Source organism: Arthrobacter sp. 05T410 (assembly GCF_056396505.1).
Window position 1 is genome coordinate 1 of record NZ_JBFTLP010000007.1, and the last position, 23,143, is coordinate 23,143.

22 protein-coding genes and 1 pseudogene are annotated in these 23,143 nt (G+C 68.1%); 7 read left to right on the plus strand and 16 right to left on the minus strand.

Annotation, left to right across the window (positions count from 1 at the left end):
* The 7 genes and pseudogenes from AC1DFR_RS11670 to AC1DFR_RS11700 all read right to left on the minus strand — a co-directional run.
* Window positions 1-140, minus strand: a pseudogene (locus AC1DFR_RS11670) (bifunctional D-altronate/D-mannonate dehydratase); the annotation flags it as partial.
* Window positions 141-229: 89 nt separating this feature from the next.
* Window positions 230-1,261 (minus strand): sugar kinase, encoded by a 1,032-nt coding sequence (locus AC1DFR_RS11675; RefSeq protein WP_476873383.1) that lies wholly within the window; start codon window positions 1,259-1,261, stop codon window positions 230-232.
* Complete coding sequence (locus AC1DFR_RS11680) at window positions 1,261-1,932, minus strand: bifunctional 4-hydroxy-2-oxoglutarate aldolase/2-dehydro-3-deoxy-phosphogluconate aldolase (protein WP_476873384.1); 672 nt, start codon at window positions 1,930-1,932, stop codon at window positions 1,261-1,263. The genes AC1DFR_RS11675 and AC1DFR_RS11680 overlap by 1 nt, the downstream gene beginning before the upstream one ends.
* A gap of 77 nt (window positions 1,933-2,009) precedes the next feature.
* Complete coding sequence (gene dgoD / locus AC1DFR_RS11685) at window positions 2,010-3,158, minus strand: galactonate dehydratase (RefSeq protein WP_056430100.1); 1,149 nt, start codon at window positions 3,156-3,158, stop codon at window positions 2,010-2,012.
* A 7-nt stretch (window positions 3,159-3,165) separates the two neighbouring features.
* Window positions 3,166-4,068, minus strand: a complete 903-nt coding sequence (locus tag AC1DFR_RS11690; RefSeq protein ID WP_476857978.1) for a carbohydrate ABC transporter permease — start codon at window positions 4,066-4,068, stop codon at window positions 3,166-3,168.
* Complete coding sequence (locus AC1DFR_RS11695; RefSeq protein WP_476851732.1) at window positions 4,065-5,033, minus strand: carbohydrate ABC transporter permease; 969 nt, start codon at window positions 5,031-5,033, stop codon at window positions 4,065-4,067. Before AC1DFR_RS11695 ends, AC1DFR_RS11690 begins: the two co-directional genes overlap by 4 nt.
* Window positions 5,034-5,166: 133 nt before the next feature.
* On the minus strand, window positions 5,167-6,462 hold the full coding sequence (locus AC1DFR_RS11700) for an ABC transporter substrate-binding protein (RefSeq protein ID WP_223913573.1): 1,296 nt from the start codon (window positions 6,460-6,462) through the stop codon (window positions 5,167-5,169).
* A gap of 140 nt (window positions 6,463-6,602) precedes the next feature.
* Between AC1DFR_RS11700 and AC1DFR_RS11705 the strand changes: the two genes are divergently transcribed.
* On the plus strand, window positions 6,603-7,367 hold the full coding sequence (locus AC1DFR_RS11705) for a FadR/GntR family transcriptional regulator (protein ID WP_476851733.1): 765 nt from the start codon (window positions 6,603-6,605) through the stop codon (window positions 7,365-7,367).
* Between the two features lie 84 nt (window positions 7,368-7,451).
* Here AC1DFR_RS11705 and AC1DFR_RS11710 read toward each other — a convergent pair whose 3' ends face one another.
* Window positions 7,452-8,483, minus strand: coding sequence for an aldo/keto reductase (locus AC1DFR_RS11710; RefSeq protein WP_223913571.1), 1,032 nt, complete (start codon window positions 8,481-8,483; stop codon window positions 7,452-7,454).
* A 19-nt stretch (window positions 8,484-8,502) separates the two neighbouring features.
* Entirely contained in the window at window positions 8,503-9,375 is an 873-nt protein-coding gene (locus AC1DFR_RS11715) for an NAD-dependent epimerase/dehydratase family protein (protein WP_476859892.1), read from the minus strand.
* A 174-nt stretch (window positions 9,376-9,549) separates the two neighbouring features.
* On the opposite strand from AC1DFR_RS11715, the gene AC1DFR_RS11720 reads away from it, so the two are divergent.
* On the plus strand, window positions 9,550-10,020 hold the full coding sequence (locus tag AC1DFR_RS11720) for a universal stress protein (protein WP_476873385.1): 471 nt from the start codon (window positions 9,550-9,552) through the stop codon (window positions 10,018-10,020).
* Window positions 10,021-10,030: 10 nt separating this feature from the next.
* Window positions 10,031-10,717, plus strand: coding sequence for an SRPBCC family protein (locus AC1DFR_RS11725; RefSeq protein WP_476851736.1), 687 nt, complete (start codon window positions 10,031-10,033; stop codon window positions 10,715-10,717).
* Between the two features lie 63 nt (window positions 10,718-10,780).
* Here the strand turns inward: AC1DFR_RS11725 and AC1DFR_RS11730 are convergent, their stop codons facing one another.
* Entirely contained in the window at window positions 10,781-12,145 is a 1,365-nt protein-coding gene (locus AC1DFR_RS11730) for a phosphoribosyltransferase family protein (RefSeq protein ID WP_476873386.1), read from the minus strand.
* A 118-nt stretch (window positions 12,146-12,263) separates the two neighbouring features.
* Window positions 12,264-14,999 (minus strand): magnesium-translocating P-type ATPase, encoded by a 2,736-nt coding sequence (mgtA, locus tag AC1DFR_RS11735; protein ID WP_476873387.1) that lies wholly within the window; start codon window positions 14,997-14,999, stop codon window positions 12,264-12,266.
* A 244-nt stretch (window positions 15,000-15,243) separates the two neighbouring features.
* Here mgtA and AC1DFR_RS11740 point away from each other — a divergent pair, with 244 nt between their 5' ends.
* Entirely contained in the window at window positions 15,244-15,978 is a 735-nt protein-coding gene (locus AC1DFR_RS11740; protein ID WP_476873388.1) for a GAF and ANTAR domain-containing protein, read from the plus strand.
* Window positions 15,979-16,003: 25 nt separating this feature from the next.
* Here the strand turns inward: AC1DFR_RS11740 and AC1DFR_RS11745 are convergent, their stop codons facing one another.
* The 4 genes from AC1DFR_RS11745 to AC1DFR_RS11760 form a co-directional block, all read right to left on the minus strand.
* A complete protein-coding gene (locus AC1DFR_RS11745) occupies window positions 16,004-16,798 on the minus strand; it encodes an alpha/beta fold hydrolase (protein ID WP_476873389.1) in 795 nt (264 codons plus the stop codon).
* Window positions 16,799-16,968: 170 nt separating this feature from the next.
* Window positions 16,969-17,178, minus strand: coding sequence for a hypothetical protein (locus AC1DFR_RS11750; RefSeq protein ID WP_028276113.1), 210 nt, complete (start codon window positions 17,176-17,178; stop codon window positions 16,969-16,971).
* 95 nt (window positions 17,179-17,273) lie between these two features.
* Window positions 17,274-17,687, minus strand: coding sequence for a VOC family protein (locus AC1DFR_RS11755; RefSeq protein ID WP_476871365.1), 414 nt, complete (start codon window positions 17,685-17,687; stop codon window positions 17,274-17,276).
* A gap of 205 nt (window positions 17,688-17,892) precedes the next feature.
* Entirely contained in the window at window positions 17,893-18,459 is a 567-nt protein-coding gene (locus AC1DFR_RS11760) for a type 1 glutamine amidotransferase domain-containing protein (RefSeq protein ID WP_476857985.1), read from the minus strand.
* Between the two features lie 175 nt (window positions 18,460-18,634).
* Between AC1DFR_RS11760 and AC1DFR_RS11765 the strand changes: the two genes are divergently transcribed.
* From AC1DFR_RS11765 to AC1DFR_RS11775, 3 genes are all read left to right on the plus strand, one after another.
* The gene (locus AC1DFR_RS11765; RefSeq protein WP_476851742.1) at window positions 18,635-20,506 is read left to right on the plus strand and encodes a Na+/H+ antiporter; all 1,872 of its coding nucleotides are present in this window, start codon (window positions 18,635-18,637) and stop codon (window positions 20,504-20,506) included.
* Between the two features lie 149 nt (window positions 20,507-20,655).
* Window positions 20,656-20,901, plus strand: a complete 246-nt coding sequence (locus AC1DFR_RS11770; RefSeq protein WP_223913561.1) for a DUF2630 family protein — start codon at window positions 20,656-20,658, stop codon at window positions 20,899-20,901.
* A 49-nt stretch (window positions 20,902-20,950) separates the two neighbouring features.
* On the plus strand, window positions 20,951-21,955 hold the full coding sequence (locus tag AC1DFR_RS11775; protein WP_476873390.1) for a CapA family protein: 1,005 nt from the start codon (window positions 20,951-20,953) through the stop codon (window positions 21,953-21,955).
* 33 nt (window positions 21,956-21,988) lie between these two features.
* Here AC1DFR_RS11775 and AC1DFR_RS11780 read toward each other — a convergent pair whose 3' ends face one another.
* Entirely contained in the window at window positions 21,989-23,065 is a 1,077-nt protein-coding gene (locus AC1DFR_RS11780; RefSeq protein ID WP_476873391.1) for an LLM class flavin-dependent oxidoreductase, read from the minus strand.
* Between the last annotated feature and the right edge of the window lie 78 nt (window positions 23,066-23,143).

Genomic DNA, 23,143 nt, shown 5'->3' on the forward strand with positions numbered 1-23,143 from the left:
AAATAGGCGGCCACGGCGAGCTCGCGCCCGTTCAGGGTCGCGTCCCCGATCCCGGTCACGCCGTCCTCGGTGGTGATCCGCAGGGTCACGAAGTTCCGGGAGGGGCTGGTGACGAACACTTCAGCGGCAATGATTTTCACAACAGGTCCAGGCTTTCTTGGTCGGTGAATGTCGGGCGCGCCGGATAGCCGCCAGTGTGGTTCAGCGCGGGTGGTTCAGCGCGGGGGGCTTAGCGCTGGGTGGTTCCGCCCGGCGTGGTCCCGAGCAGTGCCAGCTCCGCACGGCCGGGCAGGCCTTCCCAGTCCCCCGCGGTGCTGACGGCGAAGGCTCCCGCCAGGGCGCCGCGCTGCAGGCGGCCGGCGACGTCGGCGCCGTCGAGCAGGGCGGACAGGTAGCCGGCGGTGAAGGCATCCCCGGCGCCCACGGTATCGATGCTGGTCACAGGCACGGCGGGCACTTCCCATCGCCCGTCGGCGGTGTGGACACCGGCGCCGGCGGCGCCGCGCTTGACCACAACTTCGCGGACGCCGCGCTCCAGCAGTTCGGCGGCCATGGCTGTTTCGGCGGCATCTGCATCTGTATCGGCATCGCCGGGGTGCGGTGATCCCTCCGGGCCAGCTCCCACCGGGGCAGCGACCAGCCCGAGCTCATCGTCGGAGGCGATCACGATGCTGGCGTGCCGGGCGAGCGGCGAGAGCGCGGCGCGGGCCTCCTCCCGGGTCCAGAGCTTGCTGCGGTAATTGACGTCGAGGGAGACCTCCATGCCTTCGGCGGCGGCGCGCTCGGCCGCGTACTCCACGGCCTTGCGGGCGTCGGGGCTGAGGGCGGCGGTGACGCCGGTCAGGTGCAGGATCCGCGCCCCGGCCGCCAGGGCACGGTCCAGGTCCTCCCGGCCGAGGGTGGACCCGGCGGATCCGGCGCGGTAGTAGAAGGCCCGGGTGACATCCGCGGTGCGCTGTTCAAGGAACATCACCCCGGTGTTCCTTGCCGCGTCAATCCGGTGCCGCAGCCCGATCCCCTCGGCGCGCAGCTGCCGCAGAATGTACTCCCCGTGCGGGTCGGCGCCGACAACCCCGGCCCAGGTGACGCTGTGCCCGAGCCGGGCGACCCCGACGGCCACGTTCGATTCGGCCCCGGCCACGTGCATGCCGAGGCTGCCGCCGGCGGACAGCGGGCCGGTGGACCGCAGCGAGACCATGGACTCACCAAACGTCAGCAGGTCGACGCCCTCCCCAGCCAAAGCCGGGCCGACGGCGGCCATCACCGCAGGCTCTCCGCGCGTGGGCGGCCGAACCCGGCGGCCAGGGTCAGGAAACCGCGGGCCCGCTCCCGCATCGGGGCGAGGTCGCCGCCGGAGCCGGCATCGCCGAACAGCGGTCCGCCGAGCCCCACGGCAATGGCGCCGGCTTCCCAGTAGCCCTCGGCTTCATCCAGCCCGACGCCGCCGACGGCGATGAACGGGATCCCGGGGAACGGGTCGCGGAGCGCCTTGAGGTAGCCCGGACCGCCGATGGAAGCGGGGAAGAGCTTGACGGCCGTGGCGCCGCGGTTCATGGCTTCGTGGGCTTCGCTGGGTGTCAGCGCACCGGCGAGCACAGGCAGTGCCAGCCGGGCCGACTCGGCAATCGACTCTGCCAGCGACGGGGTCACCATGAACTGGCCGCCCGCATCGGCGACGCGGGCAACGTCCTGGGCCGTCAGCACCGTTCCGGCACCGACGAAGCAGCCCCCGGGGGCGGCCGCGCGGACTTCACGGATGGCTTCAAGGGCCCGCGGCGTGGTGAGCGCTATTTCGACATACCGGAAGCCCTCCTCCATCGCCGCGAGGGCTGCCTTCGCGGCGGCCGCGCCGTCCGTGCCGCGCACAATGGCCACCAGCCGGCTTTCCTGGATCCCGGCCAGCAGCAGTTCGGGCGTCAGGGTGTTCTCCATGTCAGGCTTCTCCTTCGGGGCAAATACGTCAGGGCAAATACGCCGGGGCGACAGGTCCGGTCCCAGCGTTCCGGCGTTCACCACTCGGCGAAGGCGCCGTCGGGGTGCCGCCAGACGGGACCGCGCCAGGCATGCCCGCGCTTGTCCGCGGCCCGGACCACGGCCTCGTCAATCTCGATGCCCAGGCCCGGGCCGGTGAGCCGTTCGATGTGTCCGTCCACGAACTTCAGCGGGGACTTGTCCACCACGTAGTCCAGGACTTCGGCGCCCTGGTTGTAGTGGATGCCGATGCTTTGCTCCTGGATCAGGAAGTTGGGCGTCGCGAAGCCCACCTGCAGGCAGGCGGCGAGCGCCAGCGGGCCCAGCGGGCAGTGCGGGGCGAGCTGGACCTCGTAGATTTCGGCGAGCGAGGCGATTTTGCGGACCTCGGTGATGCCGCCGGCGTGGGAGAGGTCCGGTTGGGCCACGGCGATGCCGGCCTGCAGCGCGGGCAGGAATTCCTGCCGGCTGTAGAGCCGCTCACCGGTGGAGACCGGCGTCGTCGTGGAGGACGTGAACTCGCGCAGCAGGTGCGTGTTTTCCGGGACCACCGGCTCTTCGAGGAAGAAGGGCCGGTACGGTTCCAGCAGCGGCGCCACCCGGCGGGCGTTGGCGAGGCTGAAGCGGCCGTGGAAGTCCACGGCGACGTCGCGGTGGTCGCCGAGGACCTCGCGGGCGGCGGCGACGCGGCGGACGACGCCGTCGAGCTCGGCCACGGAGGCGATGGGGCTCATCCGGCCGCTGGCGTTCATCTTGACCGCCGTCAGCCCGACCTCCAGCTGCGCGCTGATCTGGTCCGCCACCTCATTGGGCTCATCCCCGCCCACCCAGCCGTACATCCGGATCCGGTCCCGGACATGGCCGCCGAGAAGCTGGTGCACGGGGGTGTTGAAGTGCTTGCCGGCGATGTCCCAGAGGGCCTGGTCCAGGCCGGACACGGCGCTGGCCAGGATGGGCCCGCCGCGGTAGAAGGACCCTTTGGTCATGACCTGCCAGTGGTCCTCGATCCGGAGCGCGTCGTTGCCGATGAGCAGCTCGGAGAGCTGGTCGACGGCGGTGCGCACGGTTTCGCTGCGGCCTTCGCAGCTCGCCTCGCCCCAGCCGACGATCCCGCTGTCCGTCTCGATCCGGACGAAGAGCCAGCGCGGAGCGACGAGGAACGTTTCAATCCTGCTGATGAGTGTCATCTGTTGCCTAGCCCTTGGTCGCGCCGGCGGTCATGCCGGAGACGATGTACTTCTGCGTGAAGAGCGCAATGATCATGATCGGAATGGTGACCACGGTGGCGGCCGCCATGAGTCCGCCCCAGTCGATACTGGCGTAGGAGACGAAGTCGAAGATCGCGACCGGCAGGGTCTTGGTCTTGGAGCCGGAGAGCACCAGGGCGAACATGAAGTTGTTCCACGAGAAGATGAAGGACAGGATGCCGGCGGTGGCCATGCCGGCGACGGAGAGCGGCAGGGTGATGCGGCGGAAGGCGCCGATCGGGGTGAGGCCGTCCACCTGGGCCGACTCCTCCAGCTCCAGCGGCAGGGAATCGAAGTAGCTCATCATGATGTACACGATCAGCGGCAGCGCGACGAACATGTGGCTGAGGATCAGCACCTCGAAGCCGCCCACCATCTTCAGGTTGGAGAAGACGTAGTACCAGGGCACCAGCAGGGAGACGCCGGGGATGACGCGGGCCATCAGGACCACAAGGGCCGAGCGGTGCATCGTGAACCGGCTCATGGCGTAGGCGGCGGGCACGCCCAGGACCAGCGACAGGGCAGTGGAGACGAAGGCCACCCAGAAGCTGTTGAAGATGAAGACGAAGTAGTTGTTCCGCTGCAGCACATTGGCGTAGTTCTCGAACGTGGGGGTGAACAGGAACGACTTGCCGGTGTCGTAGATGTCCACGTTGGTCTTGAGGGAGGCCAGCAGCATCCAGAACAGCGGGGCGATCAGGAACAGCACCACCGCCACCAGTGCCGCCACGCGGAACACCTTGTACGCGCGGGTGCCCAGCGGCTTCCGGGGGCGCGGCGCCGGTGTGGGCCGGGCGGGGTCCGCGGTCCGGGGTTCGGTGTTTTCTGTGTTTTCTGTCAGTACGGTCATTTGCTTACCGCTTTCTTGCGCATGGTCAGCAGCCACATGGAGCCTATGATGATCATGAAGAACAGGATCAGCACCGCGGAGGACAGCCCGTACTGGTTGTAGTCGAAGCTCAGCCCGTAGGCGTAGACGTTGAGCGTTTCCACTTCGTGGAAGGACCCGCCGCCCTTGCCCTTGGTGGCGTAGAGGATGTCGAAGGTCTTCAAGGCGTCGATGCCCCGGAGCAGGATGGCGACGATCACGGTCGGCATCATGAGGGGCAGCGTGATGAAGAAGAAGCGCTGGAAGGCGTTGGCGCCGTCCATCCGGGCCGCCTCGTCGGGTTCCTCGGAGAGCGAGGTCAGTCCGGCCAGGAGGATCAGGACCACCATGGGGGTCCACTGCCACACGTCCATGAAGATGGTGGTGCCGAGCGCCGTGTCCTGGCCGGAGAGCCAGGGCTGGGCGGGAATCCCGACCATGCCGAGCAGCTGGTTGACGAAGCCGATGTTGGGATCGAAGATCAGCCGCCACATCATGCCGACGGCCACGGGAGTGGCGACGAGCGGGAGCAGGATGGCCACGCGGACCCATTTTTCGCCGCGGAACGGGCGCCACAGCAGCAGCGCAATGCACATGCCGAGGACCACTTCGCAGACAAGGGCAACGCCGGTGAAGCTCAGCGTGCGGCCGACGGCGGGCCAGAAGCGTTCGACGTCGGAGAGGACCGTGAGGTAGTTCTGCACGCCGACAAAATCGGAGGCCGCCCGGACCGAGCCCTGCGAATCGGTCAGGCTCAGGTACAGGGTCCAGCCGAGGGGGAAAACGATCAGGACGCCGACGAAGATCATGGCGGGGGCGGCGAAGAGCCATTTGCGGTGCCGGTTGGCCCAGCCGGAGAAGTTCTCGCGTGCACCGGGGGTGCGGGCGCCCTTGCGGCCGGACGGCGGCTGGGTCTGGGCGCTGCGGGGAGTGGTCAATACAGACATGGTTCACCTAAGGAGTTGGGGGTGAAGTGAAAAGCTGGCCGCGGCGGGACGGCATCGGACCGCCGTCCCGCCGGGCTGTTTGGTGCCCAGGCGCAGTGCTCAGGCGCGAAGCCTGGCTGGCGCGCCGGGGGCGCTACTTCTTTTCGCTGTCCAGGAACTTCTGGAAGGCGTCGTGCGCCGTGTCGGCTGCGGCGGACGAGTCAGAGCCGGTGATGGTGGCGACGATCGGGCCGCCCACGATTTCGCGGGCCTTGCCTACGGTGACAACCTCGGGACGGTCGTGCCCGACGCCGTTCTTGGCGCTGGCGGAGATGGCCTCGGCGAGGTCCTTCGGGTAGGTGGAGGTGCCGGCCTGGTCCGCCCAGACCGAGGCGCGGGGTCCGGGGACTCCGGCCTTCTGTGCCTCGAGGGTGCGTTCCTTGCTGGTGGCCCACTGGATGAACTTCCAGGCGTTGTCCTGGTTGCTGGATGCCTGGTTGATGGCGAGGCCCCAGGACGGGATGTTGTACGGCTTGGAGCCGGCGGGGCCGGCGGGCAGTGCGGCGAAGCCGACGGTGTCGGCGACCTTGGACTTGGCCGGGTCGGTGGCGTTCTTGTAGAGCGAGTCGGCCTCCGTGTAGAAGGCGGCCTTGCCCTGGGTGAAGATCGCCATTGCCTCGGGCCAGCTCATGTCGGTGCTGACGTTGGCGGGGCCGTAGTTCTTGATCAGGCCGCCGTAGAACGCGTAGGCCTTCTTCGCAGCGTCGGAGTTGACGGCGGACTTGCCGCTGGCGTCGGTGAAGTCGCCGCCGAAGCTGTACAGGAAGCTGGAGAACTGGGTGACGGCGGCGGACTTGCCGGTGCGGGCCACGAAGCCGGCCGTGCCCGGGGAGGAAGCCTTGATGGCCTTGGCCGCGGCTTCGAGCTCGTCCATGGTCTTGGGAACCTCCAGGCCGGCGGCCTTCAGCAGGTCCTTGCGGTAGTAGAGGACTTCGCGCTCGGTGATGATCGGGACGCCGACCACCTTGCCGTCAGCGGTGGTGGCCTTGACCGGGCCCTCCTGGTAGTCCTTCCAGTCCCACGCGGCGTCCGAGGAGACCTTGGACGTCAGGTCCGCGAGGTAGCCGTTCTTCGCGAACGCCTTTCCTTCCTGGAGCGGGCGGTACATCATGACGTCGATCTCGTCGCTGCCGGCGTTGAGCTTGACGTTGTACTGGTCCGAGAGCTGGTCTTCGCCCAGCTGGGTCAGTTCGACCTTGAGCCCGCTGGACTTCTCGAATTCCGGAATGGCTGCCTTGATGCCCTCGGTCCAGACGTGGTTGGCGAGGGTGACCCGTACGGTGCCGGAGGTCTTGGCGTCGGCGCTGCCGCTGGCCCCGCCGCAGGCAGTCAGGCCCAGGGAAAGGACGGCGGCGACGGCCGCGTACTTCGCAATTGAACGTCGCTTCATTACGACTTCCTTTGGTTTTCAGGGCTGGGCGTCTCTGTCCAGCCGGCTGCAAATGCATCTTTACATCTGCTCTGGAAGTGATCTTAGGTAAATAAAGCAGATTTATACAAGACCTTGGGGGCTCCCAGTATGATTTATTTATGAAAACTCCAAAGGCGGAGCCAACAGCAGACCTGCACGCCGTGCTGCTCCAGAACCTGGGGCTTGCCATCGCCGAAGGGACGCTGGCACCGCACTCGATCCTGCGCCTGGACGAGATTGAGGCCCGGCACAACGTCTCCCGGTCCGTGGTGCGGGAAGCCACCCGCGTGCTGTCCTCCAAGGGGATGCTGGAGTCGCGGCGGCGGCTGGGGACGGTGGTGCAGCCGGAGGAATCGTGGAATGCGTACGACCCGCAGGTAATCCGCTGGCGGCTGGCCTCGTCAAAGCGGCTGGCGCAGCTGCAGGCCCTGAACGAGCTCCGCGGGGCAATCGAACCGGCGGCCGCCCGCCTCGCCGCCGGGAGGGCTTCCTGGGATGCCGGGAGCGACCTCGTCTCGCTGGCCGCTCGGCTGTGGGCATCCGGCCAGCGCGGAGACCGGGACGAGTTCCTGCGGCTCGACATCGAATTCCACGCGTCAGTACTCCGGGCCTCCGGCAACGCCATGTTCGCCCAGCTGCATAACCTGGTCACCGAGGTCCTGACCGGGCGCACCCAGCACGGCCTCATGCCGCACTTGCCACACCACGAGGCCCTGCAGCTGCACGTCGATGTGGCCAGCGCCATTCAGCGCGGCGAGGCGGACGCCGCGCACGCCGCCATGAGCAGGATCGTGGAGCAGTCCACGGAGGAAATGGGCGACATCTGGTCCAGCTATCATGCCGGCGGCCCCGCCTCCCCGGAAGGGCAGCACTCCCCCGAATGACAGCGCGGGGTCACCTCCGGCCCATCGCCACCCCCCGGACCGGCGCTACGTGACCCCGCGTTGCCTTGTTAGCCCGTTGCCTTGTTAGCGGCCGCCCTCGAGCTTCCGGCTGCGCTGTTCCTGGGCCATCGGCCCGTACGGATAGACTCCGACGCGCGGCCGGCTGGCCTCGGTCAGCCGCTCCGTCTCCCCCGCGGTGAGCCGCAGATCCGCGGCCGCGAGATTGTCCGCCAGCTGCGCGGTGGTGCGGGCGCCCAGGATCACCGAGGTGACCGCCGGCCGGTCCGCCAGCCAGGCCAGCGCCACCTGGGAAGGGCTCACGCCGTGGCGCCCGGCGGTCTGCTCCACCTCGGCAATCACGTCCCAGGTGCGCGGATCGGCGTTGCGGGCCTCCCAGGCCTCCATCCCCCGTTTCGGGTTTTCGCCCAGACGGGTGGCCCCGGCCGGCGGCTGGTCGCGCTTGTACTTGCCGGACAGCCACCCGCCGCCGAGCGGCGACCACGGCAGCAGCCCGATCCCGGCGTCGAGTGCGGCCGGCACAATTTCCGACTCGATCTCACGGACCAGCAGGCTGTACTGCGGCTGCAGCGTCACCGGGGCATTCCAGCCATGTGCCTTCGCCACATGGACCGCCTTGGTCAACTGCCAGCCCAGGAAGTTGGAGAAGCCGTAGTAGGCGATTTTGCCGCTGGTGACGGCGTCGTGCAGGAAACGGAGTGTCTCCTCGAGGGGCGTAACAGGGTCCCACGCGTGCAGCTGGTAGAGATCGATCTGTTCTACGCCGAGCCGGCGCAGCGAGTCATCGAGTGCCCGGACAAGGTGCCGGCGGGAGGTTCCGACGTCGTTGGGGGCCTGGCCCATCGGGAAGCGGCCCTTCGTGGCCACCACCGCCCGGTCCCGGACCTCGGCCCGGTCCGCCAGCCACCGGCCGATGATTTCCTCCGACACCCCCGAGCTGTAGACGTCGGCGGTGTCGATGAAGTTGCCGCCCGCCGCGAAGTAGTCATCCAGAATCGCGCGGGATTGCTCCTCGGTGGCCTCGGCGCCAAAAGTCATGGTGCCCAGCGCATAGTTGGAGACGACGGCGCCGCTGTTGCCCAGGGTGCGGTATTGCATGGAGCTCCTCAAGTTGGGGTCAGTCTTCAGTGGGGGTGGTGCGCAGCGGGTGGTAGTTCCGCCAGGTGTGCTCCGGCGCGTAACCCAGCAGCCGTTTGGCCTTGTCGATCGAGAGCATGGTCTCGTGCTCGGCCAGGTCCTTGACCACTTTGACGTTCGGGAACACCTCGGCGGCCAGGCTGGCGCTGGAGCGGCTCATCACCGTGTCCTCGTTGGCGATGATGAACGCCTCGAACCCGGGCTTGCCGTGCTCCAGGGCTCGGGCCACGGCCTGGGCGCCGTCCCGGCCGTCAATGTAGCCCCAGAGATTCCACTTGCGCGCCCGCGCGTCGTGGTCGAAGGAGGGGAATTCCTCATAGTCCTCCGGGTCCATCACATTGGAGAACCGCAGGCCGGTGATGCTCAGGGCCGGGTCCCAGCGGGTCAGCTGGATGGCCATCTGCTCCTCAAGGTGTTTGACCAGGGAGTACGTGCTTTCCGGCCGGGCGGGGTAGTCCTCGTCCACCGGGATGTAGGGAGGGTCCACGTCGAAAGGCAGCCCCAGCACCGTCTCACTGGACGCGTAGACGATTTTCTTGATCCCGGCCCGCCGGGCAGCCTGGAACACGTTGTAGGTGGACTGCATGTTGTTCTCGAAGGTGGCGGCATCCGGGGCATGTCCCGGTGCGGGAATCGCGGCCAGGTGCACCACGGCGTCAAAGCCGGCATGGCGGTCCTCCAGGCCGAGGAACACGTCCACCACCTGGCCGTAGTTGCGCAGGTCCACCTCCGTGAAGCCCGGGCCGCGCACACCGGTGCGGTCAAGGTTGGTCACCTCGTGCCCGTCATCGCTGAGCCGCCGCACGACGTTTCGGCCCAGCTTTCCGCTTCCTCCGGTAACAGCAACTTTCATCAGGAACTCCTCGGGTGGCAGGCTCGGCTGACCGTCATGGTCAGGCCGGGGGGCCGGCACCTGCTCCGGTGCCGGCGGTCACCGTTCCACCCTAAGCGGAGGCGGCCACGGTGCCCAGCCCCGCGTGACTTTCGGCCCTAGGCAGTCCCGGGGGCAGGGGCAAGGCTGGGGACCATGAACGGTGATCAGCGCATTGTCGTGGGTGTGGACGGTTCCGAGTTTTCGACGACGGCGCTCCGCCTCGCCGGGCGCATGTCCACCGCTCTGAACATCCCGTTGGAAGTCATCACATGCCTGGGAACTTCCGATTTCTTCCTGGCCTCCCACCTGCCCGAGGACAGAACGCCCACCCTCGATGAGCTGGAGGAGACCGCCGAACGCCTCGTGGACCAGGCACTGGAGCGGGCCTTCGGCGAATCGCGTCCGGAAGGACTTACCCGCTCGGTCAAGTTCGGGGCGCCCGCCAAGGTCCTCGTCGAGGAAAGCCAGCACGCCGAAATGCTCGTGGTGGGCCGGCGCGGCAAGGGCGGCTTCCTCCATCAGGTCATGGGCTCGGTGAGCGCGGCCGTAGCGGCCCACTCCCACTGCCCGGTGGTGGTGGTCGGGCCGGAATCGCACGACCCCAGGGGCCGGACCAGCGCATGAGGTCCCTCGCGTGAGCGGTCAGCACGTCCCCGGCCGGTTGCGCGGACCGCTCGCGGCGCTGGCTGCGGCATCGGCGGGCGCAGCCTACGTCCTGGCCGTCCGGCCGCGGCTCCTGCGCTGGGGGGCTACCACCCAGGAGGCCGCCGGCCCGCTCGCCGGGGACGAGATCGTGCCCGCCCCGCGCATGCAAAGCACCCGCGCGATCACTATTGCGGCCCCGGTGGCAGAGGTCTGGCCGTGGCTTGTCCAGATGGGCGCCGGGCGGGGCGGCTTCTACTCCTACGACTGGCTCGAACGCGGCGCGGGTCTGGGCATCCGGAGTGCGGACCGGATTCTCCCGGAGCTGCAACGCCTGAAAGTTGGCGACGTCGTTCCGCTGTCCCCCGACGGCGGCCTTCCGGTCCGGCTCATCCAGTCCGGGGCGGCGCTGGGGCTGGGCGGAACCATCGATCTGCGCACGGGGAGGATGTCGCCGGCAGGGGTCCGTCCCATCGGGCGCCGGCTGGACGTCGGCTGGACGTTCGTGTTGCGACCTGCTGGGCCCCAGGCCACCAGGCTGCTGTCCCGCACCCGGTACGACTTTTCGCCCCTGGCGGAGGGTCTGGCCCTGCGTGCACTGCTGGAACCGGTGCAGTTCCTGATGGAACGGCGGATGCTCCTGGGGATCCGGTCCAGGGCAGAGGGCCGCCGGCGCTAGGGTCCGCGGGATTCGTGGTCCCGGCCCTCCCCGGTTCTGGCCACCTCAGACGCCCGCGGCCCCTCAGACGCCCGCGGCCCGCGCGCCGGCACCGTTCGGGGGCAGCAGGTAGTCGACAAACCAGTCCCGCGCCAGGATGGCCGCCGCCGCGAGCGTGCCCGGCTCTTCAAACAAGTGCGTTGCCCCCTGCACGACGGCGAGCTGGCTGGGACTGCGCATCATCGCCTTCGCCCGGCGGTTCAGTTCCAGGACCTCGTGGTCCAGGCTCCCCACAATCAGGAGCGTGGGCGCCTTGACGGCGGACAACCGCGGGCCGGCGAGGTCGGGGCGGCCGCCGCGGGACACGACAGCCGCGATCCGCGCCGACGGCTCCGACGCCGCCCACAGCGCAGCCCCGGCTCCCGTGCTCGCACCGAAGTACCCCAGAGCGCAGGAGGCCGTGTCCGCCCGGGTGGAAAGCCAGTCCGTTGCCGAGGACAGCCTGCGGGCCAGGAGTTCGATGTCAAAGACGTTGGCGCGGTGGCGCTCCTCCGCCGGCGTCAGCAGGTCCAGCAGCAGCGTGCCGAGACCGGCCTGCTGCAGGACGCCGGCCACGTACCGGTTCCGGGGGCTGTGGCGGCTGCTGCCGCTGCCATGGGCGAACAGCACCACGGCGCTGGCCGGCACCGGAAGGTGCAGCTGGGCCTGGAGCCGCACCGCGCGGGACGGGATCTCCACTTCCTCGTCGACGTCGGCGGCAGTGCCGGCGCGGGTCGCCGTCGAGGTCCAGAAGGGCGGCGGTGCGGCCTCGACGCGTTTGGCCGCAAGATCGAGCAGGCGCAACACCTCGTCGTCGTCAGTCGGCGAGAAGTCCCGGTAGTGGTATCCGACGGCGGTGAACTGGCGCGGCGTCGCCAGGCAGACCACTTCGTCCGGTTCCGTCAGGTCGGCGAGGGTCTCGGCGGGGGCAACCGGAACGGCCAGGATCACGCGGGCCGCACCCTGTTTGCGGGCGACCCGGCAGGCCACGCGGGCGGTGGAGCCGGTGGCGATCCCGTCGTCGACGATCACCGCGATGCGTCCGGTCAGGTCGTGCCGGGTCCGGCCCTTCCGGAACAGGACCACCCGGTTTTCCAGCACGCCGCGTTCGCGTTCTTCAACAGCCTGGAGTTCCGCACCGCTGATCCGCGCATGGGCCAGGACCTCCTCGTCCAGGACTTTGGCGCCGCCTTCACCGATAGCCCCCATGGCGAGCTCGGGCTGGTAGGGAAGCCCAAGTTTCCGCACCACAATCACATCCAGGGGAGCATCCAGGGCTGCGGCGACTTCGAAGGCCACAGGCACGCCGCCGCGCGGCAGGCCCAAGACCACAATGTCCTGGCCACGCAATTCCGCCAGACGCCTGCCGAGCTGCCTGCCGGCGTCGACCCTGTCTTCAAAAATGCTCATGGGCTATGGCTTTCAAGTCGAAGCGTGGGCCATCGGCCATCAGTCGTGTGCTGCTGAAACTGGTGCGCTCCTACGGGTTCCCCTAACCCGAACAGGACCAGGTGGCCGCTGACTCCAACTATCCGCCCGCGCCCGAAACCCTGTGAGGGCCTTTATGCCCGAGTTTGCGTCGGCGGCGCCAGCCCGGGCCACGGTGGACGAGCAGCGGCCTGGCCGCCGGGATGCTGAAGCGGGCGGCCCGGCGGGCGATGCGGTGGGTCTGGCCGCGGTGCCGGAGCGCCGCCGGCTCGCGTGAGACAGGCTGCTGGGCGGCCCGGGAGTAGAACCAGACTTTCGCCATTTCCACCAGCACCAGGTACACCACTGCCATCCCGAGCAGGGCGAGGAAGAACGGCACAGGCAGCGGATCGAAGCCCAGCACGCCGGCCAGGGGCGAGAACGGCAGGTACACCCCGAGGGCCACCACGCCCAGGGAGGCCCCGACCAGGCCCAGCGACGGCCTGCTCCGGAAAAAGGGCACGCGCCGGGTCCTGATGACGAAGATGATCAGCGTCTGCGTCACGATGGACTCGATGAACCAGCCGGCCCGGAATTCGCCCGGAACCGCGTCGAAGACGAAAAGCATGAGGGCGAAGGTCGCGAAGTCGAAGATGGAGCTGATGGGGCCAAACAGGAACATGAAACGCCGGATGAAGCCGATGTCCCAATGCGATGGGGCCACCAGCTGTTCCTTGTCCACCCGGTCGCCCGGAATGGCCAGCTGGCCGGCATCGTAGAGCAGGTTGTTGAGCAGAATCTGGCCCGGCAGCATGGGCAGGAAACTCAACACCACGGAGGCCGTGGCCGCGCTGAACATGTTGCCGAAGTTGCTGGACGTGCCCATGAGAACGTACTTGATGGTGTTGGCGAAGATCCGCCGGCCTTCCATGACGCCCTCGGCCAACACCCCCAGGTCCTTGTCCAGCAGCACGACGTCGGCGGCGTCCTTGGCGACGTCGGTGGCGCTGTCGACCGAGATGCCGATGTCCGCGGCATGCAGTGCGAGGGCGTCGTTGACGCCGTCGCCCATKAACCCGACGGCGCCGCCGCTTAGCCGCAGCAGCCGGATGATCCGCGCCTTCTGTTCGGGCGACACGCGGGCGAAGATGCTCGCCTCCCGTGCGGCGGCGGCCAGCTCCGGATCGGACATGGCCTCCACGGCGGCGCCGCTGAGCGTCCCGCCGGAGAGCACGCCGAGTTCGTCACAGACCTTTTCGGCGACCCTGGCGTTGTCGCCGGTGGCGATCTTGACCGTAATGCCGAGCGCCTCGAGCTGGTCAAGGGAGGCCCGTGCATTGGCTTTGGGCCGGTCCAGGAAGATGAGGAAACCGGCAAGGACCAGATCCTTCTCGTCGGGCGGCGTCAGGTCCTCCAGGCCGCCAGCGGGTCGCGTTCCGACAGCCACCACCCGGGATCCGGCGTCGAACTGCTTGTCCAGCACCGCCTGCACGTCCGCCGGCGTGCCCACGCAGAGGGCCAGGACGTCTTCCGGCGAGCCCTTTGTGATGATGCGGGCAGGTCCGTTCGCTTCGCGCACCAGCACGCTGGTCCGGCGGCGCTGGTGGTCGAAGTCTATGACGTCCAGGCGTTCGTAGCGCTCCGGCCGGAAGCCCGCCGCGTCGGGTGATTCCCAGAGGGCGGCATCCAAGGGGTTCAGGCCGACCGTAGAGAGCCTCGCCTCGGCGTATTCGGCCTCTGTCGCCAGCAGTCCGAGCGTGAGCAGCTCAGCGGGCTCGATGCCCGCGCCGACGGGCAGCGCGGCGGTGAAGCTGATCCGGCCCTCGGTCAGCGTCCCGGTCTTGTCCGTGACCAGGATGTCCATGTCGCCCAGGTCCTCGATGCAGACCAGGCGCTTCACCAAGACCTTGCGCCGGGCCAGCTGCCGGGTGCCCGTGGCCAGGCTGGTGCTGACCACCGCGGGCAGCAGCTGCGGAGTGATGCCGACCGCGATCGCCAGGGAGAACAGCAGGGATTCGATCACGGGCCGGTGCAGCAGCAGGTTCGCGACGAAGATGAGCGAGCTCAGTCCGATGGCCACCTGCAGCAGCAGGAAGGAGAACCGCTTGAGGCCCAGCTGGAACTCGGTCTGCGGCTGCCGTTCGCCCAGGCCCAGTGCAATCCGGCCGAATTCCGCCCGGCCTCCGGTGGCTACCACCACTGCCGTGCAGCTGCCGGACTGGAGCACGGTCCCCATGAAGACGCAGCTGGTCAGGTCCGCCAGCGGGGCATCCTGCGGCACGGGCGCAGGATCCTTGGCGACCGGCAGCGATTCCCCGGTCAGGATGCTTTCATCACACAGGAGGTCCTTGGCCGTCAGCACCCGCATGTCCGCCGGAATGATCGCGCCGATCCCCAGGTGGACGACGTCGCCGGGCACCAGCGCGGTGACGTCGATTTCGCCCGAACTTCCGTCGCGGACGACGACGGCGCGGTGCGTGACGCGGGAATGCAAGGCCTCCGCAGCGCGTTCGGCCCGGTATTCGTTGCTGAACCCCAGCCCGACGCTGACCAGCAGGATCACGCCGATGACGATCGCGTTCGTGGCGTCCCCGAGAAACAGTGAAAGCCCGGCGGTGATGAGCAGGAGGAGCAGGATGGGGCTTGCCAGCTGCCGGCCCAGCACCGACCACCCGCTGGCCATGTGGGTCCGCACCGCATTCGGCCCTATTTCCGTCAGGCGCCTGCCCGCTTCGGCACCCGTCAGTCCGTTCCCGCCCGAGCCCAGCTCGGCCAACACGGCGGCAACAGGCCGGCCCGCGGCGCGGGCGATCGCCAGCGGGGCGGAGGGTAAGTCCTTGACGTCCAGCTCTGGCATACGGAATCCGTTCGCGACATTTCGCCTAAGGCACAGCTTATGCCCGGGACGAACGGTTCAGGAGCCGTCCGGCCCGGAGCCCTGTGTGGAACCTGCGTTTCCCGGATGTATATACTCTCCCGGTACGGTTTTGCAGCGAGCCGTTGGATTGTTCTTCGATCCGGCCGCTGCCGTATCCGCCCCTTGCCGCGGTGGGAAGCTCGGCCGGGTCGTCTTGACCTGAGTGAAACGGCACAACAGATAAGTGGTCAGCGAGTCAACCGCAAATTCAATAAACCAGCAGCTGCATGAACTGGTGCTCAGCAGCTCCGACGTCGAGGACTTCCTCGGGGAGCTGGCCCGCGTATCCGCGCGCAGCCTGTCCGAGCCCGGGGACGAGATCCTGTGCGGCATCACGCTTCTTCGGGAAAAGAAGGCGGCCACCGTCGCGAGCAGCAGCCCCGCCGCGCAGGCCATGGACGAAATCCAGTACACCTTCGGTGACGGCCCTTGCATGACGGCTTCCCGGGAACAGGTAACCGTCCACGTTGGGGACCTTGAACTCGATAGCCGTTGGCCGCAGTACGCCGCGGCGGTGCGGGGGCACGGCTTCCGGTCGATCCTGGCGCTGCCGTTCCTGCTGGAAGGCGAGACCCGGGCCGCCCTGAACCTCTATTCGCACCGGCCGGGCCGGTTCGATCACCGCGCCACGGAGCTGGCCCGTGACTTCGTCCACCAGACGTCCATGGCGCTGCGCCTCGCCGTCCGGTTCGCGCACAGCAGCGATACAGCCGCCAACCTCAAGGCCACCCTGGAGACGCGGACCGTGATCGACGTCGCCGTCGGCATCATCATGGCGCAGAACCGCTGCAGCCAGGACGAGGCGTTCGAGCTCCTGAAGTCGGCCTCGAGCGCCCGGAACATCAAGCTCCACGCCGTCGCGGCCGGGGTGGTCGAGTCACTCGGGCAGGGCCCCACCCGGACCCACTTCGACGTCTAACCCCGGCCCCGAGCAGCCAGTGCGGTCAGGCCGGGCTTCCGGGCAGCGGCTCGCCCGCCGCCGCGCCAAGGGCCGTGAATGCCAGAATGCCGTCCCGCACTTCGAGGGCCCGGTTGTGCTGGACGACATGCCCGGTTCCCTGCACTTCCAGCAGCCGCCCGCGGCTGGCGAGCCCGGCCAGCCGGCGGCACCAGTCTGCATCCGCGATGGGGTCGTTGGCGCCGCGCACCACGAGGACCGGTGCGCTGACGCCGGCGATCTTCTGTTCCATCGGGTACTCCATCATGACCTGCAGGGTCTTGAAGTACCAGGACGGGCCGCAACGCAGGTAGTCGGTGAAAACCAAGGCGTTCGAGGAGGGACTCTCGTAGAACAGGCAGTCACGGCCCAGCGCCAGGCCCATCTGTGCCACGGATCCGTGCCTGGGGTCCACCACGGGACCCATCAGCACCACATTCGAGATCTGTTCCGGCTGCTGAAGGGCCGCTTCCAGAGCCATCTGTGTTCCCATTGAGTGCCCCACCAGCACTATTTCCGCCACGCCAAGCTGTTCCATGGCGCCGAGGATGTAACGGGCGTGGTCGGCAATGGACAGCTGGTACGCGGGCTTGGGGGTGGCACCGAATCCCGGCAGGTCGATGGAGTAGGTCTCCCTCGACCCGGCCAGGAGCCGGTGCAGCCGGCGCAGGTAGCGGTGTGACGCGCCGATTCCGTGGATGAGCACGACGGCGGGCGCGGACCCGCCGGCCATTTCGCGCGAGGCGAAGACGTGGCCGGCGTGGCCCGCGGCTGAAATCTCCAGGCGGACCGGACCGGTCATGCTGTAAACGACCGCGGCGGGGAGCACGGGTACAGGAGGGACCGCGTGGCAGCTGCCGGGGTCATGAAGGGCTCGTTTCGTCGCCGGGTGGTCAGCCCATTCTAGTAAGCCTGCTGGCTAGAACCCTGACGCCGTGCGGGGCGGCCGGCCCTTCAGGATGATCGGGCGGATCAGTTGTCCCGTTTGTCCCGCTCCTCGAACTCCTCATCGAGGTCATAGTGCCGGAATTCCGTCTCCGGATTCGGCTCGCCCTCCACCACGTACTCATAGTCCAATTGGCGCTCGACTTGGCTGTCGAGGACCTGAAGATCCTTGTCCGGCAACTTGCTGAGATCCTCCGGGAAGTCATCTTCCGGGCTGAGGTGCAGCTTCTCGGTCATTGCATGGCTCCCTTGGCCAGGGGATGGACTCGCGCTTGCACTGTCCTGGCTGCATTCAGGATAGCCCTTACTGCCGGCGCGGCCGAGGGCCCGTTTTAGGCGGGCTCGGAGCCTACGTTTACCAGCCAGTCCACACCAAACCGGTCCTTGCACATGCCGAAGACGTCGCCCCAGGGTGCCTTCTCCAGCGGCATGGCGACTGTGCCGCCATCGGCCAGCTTGTCGAAGTAGCCGCGGAGCTCAGCTTCGTTGGCACCGCTCAGGGACACGGAAAAGTTGTTGCCCGCGGTGTAGTCCATGCTGTTGGGCGTGTCCGCGCCCATCAGCACCATGCCGGCGTCCGTCCTGAGCTGGGCATGCATGATTTTCTCCTGCTCCGCCGGGTCTTCGCTGGCGTGGTATTCGGCGAAGGTACTCATGGTCAGTTCCCCGCCGAACACCGACTGGTAGAAGGTCATGGCGTCTTTCGCGTTGTTGCGGAAGCCGAGGTAGGGATTGAGCGTAGTCATGTCCGAAACTCCTTGCTGTTGGGGGCGCCGGCCGGGCGGCAACGACGACGGTGCACGGTACAGGGCATATCCTGCCGCAAAACCAACAGCGTGGGTAGGTGTTCGGCCGCGGAACCGGGCAGCCGGCGACTAAGCAGGTGAACGGCCGGCCGAATGCGTCCGACGGCGGCCGGTGCCGCCGTCGGACGCTGCGGCGGGATTGCGGCTACGGCGTCTGGCCTGCGTGCTCGCCTTCGGCGATTTCCTCAAGGAGTTTGGCGTTGAAGGCCGGAAGGTCACGCGGGCTGCGGCTGGTCACCAGGCCCTGGTCCACCACGACCTGTTCGTCAGTCCAGATCGCGCCGGCATTCCTCAGGTCCGTCTGCAGCGTGTGGTAGGAAGTCAGGTTCCTGCCGCTGACCACGCCGGCGTCGATGAGCAGCCACGGGCCGTGGCAGATGGCGGCGACGGGCTTGTGCTGCTCGAAGAAGGCACGCGTGAACGCCTGGGCCTCCTTGTCGACCCTGAGGTGATCGGCGTTGACCACGCCGCCGGGGATGACCAGGGCGTGGAAATCGGCGGCGTCGGCCCGCCCCACGGCGAGGTCGACGGCGAACCGCTGTCCCTTTTCGGTGCCGTCATAGCCCTGCAGCTCTCCGCTCTTCGGCGAGACCAGGGTGGGCACGCCGCCGGCTTCCTTGACGGCATCCCACGGGCTGGTCAGCTCCACTTGCTCCACACCGTCCGTCAGCAGGAACGCGACTTTCTTGCCGGAAAGATTGTGCTCTGACATGTGTCCTCCTCGTGCCGGGCGCGGGCCGGGCAACATTCGTTCAGTGCCGGCGCCACGCGCAGTGTCCCACTTGGTTTGCAGTGTTAACTCTAGAAAGCCGCCAAGTCGTAAGCAAGCTGATGATGCATTGCAGGGCTCCCGCCGGCACAGGACGGGAAGCTGAGAGAATGGGCCCATGGAAGTCGCTTTCGGGCTGCTGGCCCTCGTCGCCATCGTCTGTGCCTGCAGCGCACTGGGCCAAAGGATCAACATCTCCGTCCCCCTGCTGCTGGTGCTGGCCGGCGTGGTGTGCTCGTTCCTGCCGTTCGTTCCGACCATCGAACTGAACCCCGAAATCGTTCTGGTCGGGCTGTTGCCGCCGCTGCTCTATGCGGCGGCGCTGCAGACCTCGCTGTTCGATTTCCGTTCCAACCGCCGCTCCATCGGCCTGTTGTCGGTCGGCTACGTCATTTTCGGCACCGTCAGCGTCGGGCTGGTGGTCGCCTGGCTGTTTCCCGAGATCCCGCTGGCGGCCGCCATGGCCCTGGGCGCCGTCGTCGCGCCCCCTGACGCCGTGGCGGCGACGGCGATTGCGCGAAAGGTGGGCATGCCCCGCCGGGTTGTCACCATCCTGGAGGGCGAATCGCTGGTCAACGACGCCACGGCGCTGGTCTGCCTGCGTGCTGCCATCGCCGCGATCGCCGGAGTTGTCTCCGCCGCGGAGATTGCCGGCGGCTTCGTCCTGGCGGTTGGCGGGGGCGTGGCGGTGGGCGTTGCCGCGGCCTTCGTGCTCACAGCGCTCCGCAAGCGGATCCGCAACGTGGCCATCAACACTTCCACTTCCCTGATCGCCCCGCTTGTCGCCTACCTCCCGGCGGAAGCGATCCACGCCTCCGGCGTCCTGGCCGTCGTCGTCACCGGGCTGATCATGGGGACCAAGGCGCCGTCCATGCCAAACGGGGCGGCCCGGCTGAGCCAGCGCAGCAATTGGCACACGGTCCAGTTCCTGCTGGAGAACTCCGTTTTCCTGCTGATCGGGCTGCAGGTCCGGACCATCATCGAGGGCGTCCGGGATGACTCGCTGGGGCCGGAACGGATCTGGTTCGGCTGTGCCGCCGTGCTGCTGGCCGTGCTGGTCCTGCGCCCCGTCTGGGTCTTCCCCGCAACGTACCTGCCGCGGCTCATTCCCGCGGTCCGGCGCAAGGATCCCGCGCCGCCCTGGCAATTTCCGGCGATCGTCTCCTGGGCCGGCATGCGCGGCGTGGTGACGCTTGCCGCCGTCCTGGTCCTGCCGGCGGAGCTGGAGCACCGGTCGGTCCTGATCCTGATGGCCCTCGTGGTGGTGGCCGGCACGCTGACCCTGCAGGGTTTCACGCTCCCGGCGCTGGTCCGGTTGCTGCGCGTGAAGGGACCGGACCCGCGCGAGGACGCGCTCAACGAGGCGTCGCTGATGCAGATGGCGACGGCGGCTGGCGTGCAGCGGCTCCAGGAACTGCGTTCGGACGCCGACCCCCCCGAAGTCGTGGCGATGCTCAAACGGCGCACCCAGGAGCGCGGGCTGGCCGCATGGGAGCGGCTGGGCCGGCCGTCCGCCGAAGCCGCCACCCCCAGCCAGCGGTACGCCCAACTCCGGCTGGCGATGCTGGACGCCGAGCGCACCAAGGTCCTCGAGCTGCGGCGCGGCGGCGGATACGCGCACGAGGTCCTGGTCAACGTCCTTGACCGCCTCGACGTCGAAGAGTCCATGCTGGACGCCGCACTGGAGGAACCGGACGCGGACGGCAGCGGCGGCGAGGGAATCGCCCGGCCCCGCGGCGTTTGTCCGCACCTGGAGTCCGCCCCGGATCTCACCGTCCCGTCTGGTCCCTTCTGCGAGGCGTGCGAACGGGAGGGGACGACGACGGTGCATCTGCGGATGTGCCTGCAGTGCGGCAACGTGGCCTGCTGCGATTCCTCGCCGGGAACCCACGCGTACAAACACTTCCAGCTCAGCGGCCACCCCGTCATGCGCAGCGTCGAGCCGGGCGAGGACTGGCGCTGGTGCTACCCGGACGAGCTCCTTGGCTAGGCCGCAGGCGCCGGCCAGTGCCGTCCGGCGTCGGTCCCGGGCGCCCCTGTTCACCGCACCATCCCCTCCGTAGGCTGGAAGGGGACCTGCTGGAAGTGGACCCTGCGAAGAGAAGGCTGCCTGCCGCCGTCGGACGAAAAGAGGACACCATGGACAATCAAGACATCCTGGAGCGCATCAAGGCCCTGGTGGAGGAGGAACACGGCCTCCGCGAAGGCTCAACCCAGTCTGGCGGGACCGGAGGCCCGGACATCCTCCGGCTGCAGCAGGTGGAAGAACAGCTGGATCAGTGCTGGGACCTGCTCCGCCAGCGGCGCGCGAAAAAAGACTATGGCGAGAACCCCGACGAGGCGGAAGTGCGGCCGGTCAGCGAGGTCGAAGGCTACCAAAGCTAGCCCCCTGGCCCTGACCTGGCAGGCAGGCAGGCAGGCAGGCAGGCAGTCCATGCTGATCGCGCTGCTGGGAGACGTCATGCTGGGCCGGCTGGTGAACCGGCACCTGGCAGCGGCCAGGCCTGCCTATCCGTGGGGCGACACGCTGGCGGTCCTGGAGCAGGCGGACGTCCGCGTCGCCAACCTCGAGTGTGTCCTGGCGGCCGGCGGCGAGCCCGAACCCGGCAAGATCTTCCATTTCCGCTCGGACCCGAAGAATGTGGCCAGCCTCCTCGCGGCCGGGATCGACGTCGTCTCGCTCGCCAACAACCACGTCCTGGATTTCGGCCAGGACGCGTTCGGGGAGATGCTGCCGGCGCTGGACGGCTGCGGCATCCTCCATGCCGGGGCCGGCCCCGACCTGGAGGCCGCCCGCCGCCCGGCCGTGTGGCGCGTGGGCGCCGTCGCCGTCGGATTCATTGCCTTCACGGACAACGAGCCCGGCTGGGAGGCGGGCACCGCGGCTCCCGGGGTCTACTACGTCCCGGTGGCGGATGTCCCCGTCGATGACGCCGGCCGGCGCGGCGGGACACGATTGGACGGACTCTTGGAACTGGTCGCCAGGACCAAGGCCCGCGTCCAGGTCCTCATCGTGTCAGCCCATTGGGGCGGCAACTGGGGCTACGACGTCCCGGCCGGGCACCAGGACCTTGCCCGGGACCTCATCGAGGCCGGGGCCGACGTCGTGTTCGGCCACTCGCCGCACATATTTCGCGGCGTCGGCATCCACCGGAACCGTCCCATCATCTTCAGCGCCGGGGACTTCATTGACGACTACGCTGTGGACCCGGTCGAGCGCAATGACCAGTCTTTCGTGTTCATGCTCGACACCGACGCCGGCGCACCCCGAACGCTTCGGCTGCATCCGACCATCATCGCCGGATTCCAGGCGCGCCTGGCCCGCGGATCGGCACCCGGCATTGCCGCCCGGATGCAGCGGCTGAGCGGTCAGCTGGGCACGCTGGGCTACTGGAACGCCTCCGGCCGCTGCCTGGAGATTCCGCTGCACCAAAACTGAATCGCTGTAGTGGGCCAGCCGGCGGGCTGATTGTCAGACTGGTTGCTTGCCGGTCCGGCTGCTTACCAGGGCGGCCGAGACCTCCCTGTTGACGGCGGGCATGATCTCCGTGGCCAGCAGTTCAATCGACCGGGCCGTCTCGGCAAAGGGTAGGCCGCCCAGTCCGATCTGGGCCAGGTATCGCGAGTTCCCCAGAGTCTGGTGGATCTCCAGGAGCTTCTCGGTGATCTGCTGCGGGCTCCCCACCAGCAATCCGCCGCCGGGCTCGGTCCAGGAATCGAAGGTGGATCGGGGGAAGTGGTCTACGGGTCGCGGCATGTTTTGTTCGAAGTAGGCCCGGTAGTAGGGGTAGAACGTGTCGCGCGCCTGCTGTGACGTCGGCGCCGCGTAGAAGTGACCGCCGGCCCCCACCGGCAGCGCGCCGGCATCGTGGCCGGCCTCGGCAGCGCTCTCGCGGTAGAGCTCAACAAGGCGGCGGAAGCGGGCCGGCCCTGACAGCAGGGCGATGAAAAGAGGAAGCCCGAGCCTGCCCGCCCGGGAAAAACTGGCCGGGGTGCCACCGACGCCCACCCAGACTGGCAGCTTCGCCTGCACCGGGCGCGGGGCGATGTCCATGTCCGGGATGCTCTGAGTCAGTCTTCCGGCCCACTGCACTGTGGAGTTGTCCCGGGCGTTGTCCCGCAGTTCCAGCAGCAGGCGCAGCTTCTCATCAAACAGGGCGTCGTAGTCGTCGAGCTTGTGGCCGAACAATGGATACGACTCCACGAACGCGCCGCGGCCCGCAATGATCTCGGCCCGGCCGTCGGAGATCAGGTCCAGAGTGGCGAACTGTTCAAAGAGCCGCACGGGGTCCTGGGTGGAGAGCACCGTCACGGCCGTGCCCAGCCGGAGATTGGATGTTTCCCGGGCGATCGCGGCGAGGACGACTTCCGGGGCCGAGAGGGCGAAGTCGCGCCGATGCTGCTCCCCCAACCCCAGGAATCCGAGGCCCGCCTGATCGGCCAGCTTGGCGAGTTCGATGATCTCTTTTAGCCGCTGCTGCGGGGACAGCGCGATGCCGGTGCTGCTATCGCGGGTGAGCTCGCCGAAAGTGAAGATACCAAAGTCCATATTTATTGAACATTCAATCATTTGGATTCATTCCTGGCCTACCCGGCAGCATCAAAACCGGCGGGCATATGAGGCCGC

What these genes read in the sequence shown, in the direction of transcription:
- AC1DFR_RS11680 (WP_476873384.1), bottom strand. Translation starts at nt 1,932, where the DNA reads ATGGAGAACACCCTGACGCCCGAACTGCTGCTGGCCGGGATCCAGGAA.
- AC1DFR_RS11690 (WP_476857978.1), bottom strand. Translation starts at nt 4,068, where the DNA reads ATGACCGTACTGACAGAAAACACAGAAAACACCGAACCCCGGACCGCG.
- AC1DFR_RS11750 (WP_028276113.1), bottom strand. Translation starts at nt 17,178, where the DNA reads ATGACCGAGAAGCTGCACCTCAGCCCGGAAGATGACTTCCCGGAGGAT.
- AC1DFR_RS11705 (WP_476851733.1), top strand. Translation starts at nt 6,603, where the DNA reads ATGAAAACTCCAAAGGCGGAGCCAACAGCAGACCTGCACGCCGTGCTG.
- AC1DFR_RS11775 (WP_476873390.1), top strand. Translation starts at nt 20,951, where the DNA reads ATGCTGATCGCGCTGCTGGGAGACGTCATGCTGGGCCGGCTGGTGAAC.
- AC1DFR_RS11745 (WP_476873389.1), bottom strand. Translation starts at nt 16,798, where the DNA reads ATGACCGGTCCGGTCCGCCTGGAGATTTCAGCCGCGGGCCACGCCGGC.
- AC1DFR_RS11780 (WP_476873391.1), bottom strand. Translation starts at nt 23,065, where the DNA reads ATGGACTTTGGTATCTTCACTTTCGGCGAGCTCACCCGCGATAGCAGC.
- AC1DFR_RS11730 (WP_476873386.1), bottom strand. Translation starts at nt 12,145, where the DNA reads ATGAGCATTTTTGAAGACAGGGTCGACGCCGGCAGGCAGCTCGGCAGG.
- AC1DFR_RS11695 (WP_476851732.1), bottom strand. Translation starts at nt 5,033, where the DNA reads ATGTCTGTATTGACCACTCCCCGCAGCGCCCAGACCCAGCCGCCGTCC.
- AC1DFR_RS11710 (WP_223913571.1), bottom strand. Translation starts at nt 8,483, where the DNA reads ATGCAATACCGCACCCTGGGCAACAGCGGCGCCGTCGTCTCCAACTAT.
- AC1DFR_RS11675 (WP_476873383.1), bottom strand. Translation starts at nt 1,261, where the DNA reads ATGGCCGCCGTCGGCCCGGCTTTGGCTGGGGAGGGCGTCGACCTGCTG.
- AC1DFR_RS11720 (WP_476873385.1), top strand. Translation starts at nt 9,550, where the DNA reads ATGAACGGTGATCAGCGCATTGTCGTGGGTGTGGACGGTTCCGAGTTT.
- AC1DFR_RS11760 (WP_476857985.1), bottom strand. Translation starts at nt 18,459, where the DNA reads ATGTCAGAGCACAATCTTTCCGGCAAGAAAGTCGCGTTCCTGCTGACG.
- AC1DFR_RS11770 (WP_223913561.1), top strand. Translation starts at nt 20,656, where the DNA reads ATGGACAATCAAGACATCCTGGAGCGCATCAAGGCCCTGGTGGAGGAG.
- AC1DFR_RS11755 (WP_476871365.1), bottom strand. Translation starts at nt 17,687, where the DNA reads ATGACTACGCTCAATCCCTACCTCGGCTTCCGCAACAACGCGAAAGAC.
- AC1DFR_RS11715 (WP_476859892.1), bottom strand. Translation starts at nt 9,375, where the DNA reads ATGAAAGTTGCTGTTACCGGAGGAAGCGGAAAGCTGGGCCGAAACGTC.
- dgoD (WP_056430100.1), bottom strand. Translation starts at nt 3,158, where the DNA reads ATGACACTCATCAGCAGGATTGAAACGTTCCTCGTCGCTCCGCGCTGG.
- AC1DFR_RS11765 (WP_476851742.1), top strand. Translation starts at nt 18,635, where the DNA reads ATGGAAGTCGCTTTCGGGCTGCTGGCCCTCGTCGCCATCGTCTGTGCC.
- AC1DFR_RS11700 (WP_223913573.1), bottom strand. Translation starts at nt 6,462, where the DNA reads ATGAAGCGACGTTCAATTGCGAAGTACGCGGCCGTCGCCGCCGTCCTT.